The 4,288-nt window shown below is 75.4% G+C and carries 5 protein-coding genes; 3 read left to right on the top strand and 2 right to left on the bottom strand.

Annotated elements, in window-relative coordinates; genetic code table 11:
- The 3 genes from KS423_RS39740 to KS423_RS39730 form a co-directional block, all read left to right on the top strand.
- A partial coding sequence (locus KS423_RS39740) for a DNA glycosylase AlkZ-like family protein (RefSeq protein ID WP_224284595.1) occupies positions 1-606 on the top strand: 606 nt, incomplete at its 5' end.
- A 100-nt stretch (positions 607-706) separates the two neighbouring features.
- Positions 707-1,807 (top strand): AI-2E family transporter, encoded by a 1,101-nt coding sequence (locus KS423_RS39735; RefSeq protein ID WP_224284594.1) that lies wholly within the window; start codon positions 707-709, stop codon positions 1,805-1,807.
- Positions 1,808-1,958: 151 nt separating this feature from the next.
- Positions 1,959-2,837: a virginiamycin B lyase gene (locus tag KS423_RS39730; protein ID WP_224284593.1), complete on the top strand. Its 879-nt coding sequence runs from the start codon at positions 1,959-1,961 to the stop codon at positions 2,835-2,837.
- Here the strand turns inward: KS423_RS39730 and KS423_RS39725 are convergent.
- Both KS423_RS39725 and KS423_RS39720 read right to left on the bottom strand, forming a co-directional pair.
- On the bottom strand, positions 2,828-3,385 hold the full coding sequence (locus KS423_RS39725; protein WP_224284592.1) for a GAF domain-containing protein: 558 nt from the start codon (positions 3,383-3,385) through the stop codon (positions 2,828-2,830). The two genes, KS423_RS39730 and KS423_RS39725, sit on opposite strands and share 10 nt — an antisense overlap.
- Entirely contained in the window at positions 3,369-4,211 is an 843-nt protein-coding gene (locus KS423_RS39720; protein WP_224284591.1) for a S8 family serine peptidase, read from the bottom strand. The genes KS423_RS39725 and KS423_RS39720 overlap by 17 nt, the downstream gene beginning before the upstream one ends.
- Positions 4,212-4,288 lie beyond the last annotated feature (77 nt).

Here is a 4,288-nt window from a genome sequence, read left to right as displayed (position 1 = left end):
CCGCTGGTGCAGGTCCCGCCGCGCGGGCTGTGGGGACGCGGCGGCCCGGCCGCCCACACCACCGCCGAGGCCTGGCTCGGCCGCCCGCTCGACCCCTCGCCCAGCCCGGACGACCTGGTGCTGCGCTACCTCGCCGCCTTCGGCCCGGCCTCCGCGGCGGACCTCCGCAAGTGGTGCGGCCTGGCGGGCCTCGCCCCGGTGCTGCGGCGGCTCGCACCGCGGCTGCTGGCCCTGCGGGACGAGCAGGGCCGGCAGCTGTACGACCTGCCCGAGGCACCCCGTCCGGACGCGGACACCCCGGCGCCGGTACGGCTGGTCGCCCCGTTCGACAACCTGCTCCTCTCGCACGCGGACCGCACCCGGGTGCTGCCCGAGGAGCACCGGGGCCGGGTGATGACCCAGAACGGCATCGTGCACGGGACGCTGCTGGTGGACGGGCTGGTCGCCGGGACCTGGCGGCTGACCGGCGGGCGGGAGGTGGCCGTCGTCCCGTTCGTGCCGCTGTGCCGGGCCGACCGACAGGCGGCGGAGGCCGAGGCGGAGCGGGTGCTGGCCTTCGCGGGGGCAGGTGACGAAGGCGCGGTGCGGTTCGAGGCGCCCGAGTAGCTCGTTCGGGTGCTCGCGGCCGATCCGGCGGGCGGCCCGTCGGAACCTCTGTTGAGCTGGGGCGGTTCGGAATCATCGACGACCCCCGGCGGAGGTGGCCGTGTCCGTGGAGCGCGCGCCCGGCGAGCAACGGCAGTCGGACCGGCGCAGGCCGTACCTGATGCTGCCGCCCGGGCTGCGGCAGGCGGCGGCCTGGTCGGTGGCGGTGATCCTGCTGATCGCCGTCGCCTCGCTGGTGGTCTTCGCGCTGGTCGAACTGCGGGCCGCGACCGTGCCGTTCGTCCTGGCGCTGCTCGGGTCCTCGCTGCTCTACCCGGTGGTGCCCTGGCTGGTGCGCCGGGGCGTCGGACGGGGCCTGGCCGCCGGGCTGACCTGCACGGTGCTGGTCGCCGCGGTCGGCGGGGTGATCTCCCTGCTGGTCAACTCCCTGGTGCACAGCGCCCCGCAGATCGCCGCCTCGCTCCCGGAGGCCGGGCGGCGGTTGTCCGTCTGGCTCGGCCCGTTCGGGGCGAAGATCGAGCACGCGCTGAGCAACGCCAAGGGCGAGACCAATTCGCTGGTCTCCGCCCTCACCAACGGTGTGCTCTCGGGGCTCGGCCTGCTCACCCAGCTGGTCACCGGCGGGGTGCTGGCGCTCGCCCTGGTGTTCTTCTTCCTCCGGGACGGCCACCGTACCGGCGCCGCCATCCGCTCCTACCTGTCCGAGCGCAGCGCCACGACCGTGATCGCCTGTGCCGAGCGGGCCTTCGACGCGATGGCCGGGTACATGCGCGGCACCACCCTGATCGCCCTGATCGACGCGGGCTTCATCACCATCGGCCTGCTCGCCCTCGGGGTGCCGGGCGCGCCCGGGCTGGGCGCACTGGTCTTCATGGGCGCGTACATCCCGTTCGTCGGCGCCTTCCTGTCCGGCTCGGCGGCCGTCCTGGTGGCCCTCGCCGACGGTGGCCTCGGCACCGGCCTGTGGGCCCTCGGCGTGGTGCTCGCGGTGCAGATGATCGAGGGAAACATCCTCCAGCCGGTCATCCAGAGCCGGACGGTCGAGTTGCATCCGGCCACCATCATGGTCGCCGTGGTGGCCGGCGCCGGGATCGCCGGGATCATCGGCGCCCTGCTCGCCGTCCCGGTCTGCGCCGCCGGAATGGGCGTCATCTCCGTCCTGCGCGGTGACCCGGGGCGGGCGACGGAGGCGGGGGAGTAGGACGGGCTCGGCGGTCCGGGCGGTCCGGAGCGCGGGCGGGGGGCACCGGGGAGAGGCGGTGTCATGACGCCGAACCGGGTTGCCGGGGTGGGGGCGGCATGCGAGGATCACTAAAGCGACGCGAGTCGCGATAGTGCCTGGGAGGGGTCGCATGGAACTGATCGAGGTCGCCGAGGCGGGGGCCGGGCCGTACGGGGTGACCGTGGGGCCCGACGGGGGTGTCTGGTTCACGCTGGTGCACAGCGGGGAGGTCGGGCGGCTGAGCCCGGACGGGCCGGTGGAACGCCATGACCTCGGTGCTCCGGAGTGTGGGCCGGCGGTGATCGCGGCGGGGCCGGACGGGGCGCTGTGGTTCAGCCGGATGCGGGACCACCGGATCGGGCGGATCACGGCCGGCGGGGAGGCGGGCTCGTTCGGGCTGCCGACGGAGAACGCCGGGCCGTACGGGATCGCGGCCGGGCCGGACGGTGCACTCTGGTTCACCGAGTTGAACGCGAACCGGGTCGGGCGGATCACCGTCGACGGCCGGGTGACGGAGTATCCGCTGCCGATCGCCGGGGCCTTCCCGTCGCTGATCACCGCGGGCCCCGACGGCGCGCTGTGGTGCACGCTCAACCAGGCGGACGCGGTGGCGAGGGTCGGTACGGACGGCGAGGTGACCGTCCACCGGCTGCCCACCGAGGGCACCGCGCCGGTCGGGATCACCGCCGGGGCGGACGGCGCGCTCTGGTACGTCGGCATCGGCGGCGGGCTGGTCGGGCGGATCACCGTGGACGGGAAGGTGGCGGAGTACCCGCTGGCCGACCGCTCGGCCAGGCCGCACGCGATCGCGGCCGGGCCGGACGGCCGGCTCTGGTTCACCGAGTGGGGCGCCGGTCGGATCGGGGTGCTCACCCCGGACGGGCGGCTCGACGGCCACCCGGTCCCGGGCGAGGGCGCCGAGCCGCACGGCATCGCCGTCGCCCCGGACGGCACGGTGTACGCCGCGCTGGAGCGCGGGCAGATCGCCAGGCTGGACGCTCAGGGCTGACGGCGCAGCAGCTCCTCCAGGTCGGCGAGCAGGCCGAGGGCGGCGGCCCGGTCCGGGACCGGCTCCGGGGCGGGGGAACGCTCGGCGATCACCCGCAGGGCGGCGGCGGCCTGGCGGGCGAACATGGCCAGCAGGTCCAGCTCGGGCAGGCCGGCGCGGGCCCGTGGGGCCGGGTCCAGCACCTCCAGGACGCCGAGCACCCGGCTGCCGTGGGTGAGCGGCGCGGCCATCAGGGCGGTCGGGACGTACGCGGTGGACTCGGCGAAGTCCCGGTCGAAGGTGCGGTTGGCGCCCAGGTCGTCCACCACCATCGGTTCGCCCGAGGCGGCCACCCAGCCGGCGATCCCCCGGCCGGCCGGGAACCGGCGGCCCACCAGCGACTCCTCGCCGCGCCCGGACACGGCCTGGAAGACCAGATCCCCGGCCTCCTCGTCGAGCAGGCACACCGAGCCGGCCTGGGCGTCGAAGATCGCCCGGGCGACGTCCACCACGGACTGGAGCAGCTCGCGGGCCAGTGGATCGACGGCGGGGTCAGTGCTGAGGGTCATCGGGCGCCTCCGGGGTGGGGGTGGAAGGGACCTGGACGTTGGCCGCGGTGAGGTAGAGCGCGCTCTTCAGCTGGAAGGTCGTCAGCCGCGGCCGCCGGGACAGGATGCGGGCACAGAGCCCGGCCACGTACGGGGTCGCGAAGCTGTTGCCGGTGGTGCGGATGGTGGCGCCGCCGAGCCAGGGCACCCGGACGTTCTGGCCGGGGGCGAAGAACTCCACCGGGGGCGCCGGGTTGTACAGGTGCAGCTCCGGATCGTCCTCCTGGTGGCTGCCCACCGAGATGACCGAGGAGAACCGCCACGGGTAGCTCTCCACCGGGGTGTTGTGGGCGGAGGCGACGATCGCGGTGCGGGCGAAGAAGGCGTCGTCGGCGATCGCGTGCAGCTCCTCCAGGAAGCGGGCCCGGGTGGTGGAGAGGCTGAGGTTGACCACGTCGAAGCCCTGCCCGACGGCCCAGCGCAGACCGGCGATCAGCATGTCGCCGGTGCCGGTGAAGCGCTCGCCGAGGACCCGGACGCTGTAGAGCTCGCAGTCCGGGGCGGTGCGGCGGATGATGCCCGCGCAGGCGGTGCCGTGCCCGCAGGTGTCGCCGGCGGTGTCGGGGCGGACGGCGAGCTCCCGGGTGACCGGGTCCTTGACCACCGCCCAGGAGCCCTGCAGGGGCCCGACCAGTGGGTGGTCGGGCTCGACCCCGGAGTCGACCACGCAGACCCGCACGCCCTTGCCGGTGCCGTCGCTGCCGTCCGCGGGGTGGTCGGCGAGCACCGGGAGCTCGGCGGGGGTGCGGTCGCGCAGGCTCCAGGTGAGGCCGGCCCGGCCGCTCACCGGGTACCCCCGAGCCGTTCGGCGCGCCGCACGCCCGGCAGGTGGCCCTTGGCGGCGAACCGGTCCCGGGCGGTGGC

The sequence above is a fragment of the Streptomyces sp. LS1784 genome, from assembly GCF_020103755.1.
Classification (GTDB): Bacteria; Actinomycetota; Actinomycetes; order Streptomycetales; family Streptomycetaceae; genus Kitasatospora.
This window is presented reverse-complemented; position numbering and strand designations above follow the sequence as displayed.

Coding starts and splice junctions, on each gene's coding strand:
- KS423_RS39730 (WP_224284593.1), top strand. CDS start 1,959: ATGGAACTGATCGAGGTCGCCGAGGCGGGGGCCGGGCCGTACGGGGTG.
- KS423_RS39725 (WP_224284592.1), bottom strand. CDS start 3,385: ATGACCCTCAGCACTGACCCCGCCGTCGATCCACTGGCCCGCGAGCTG.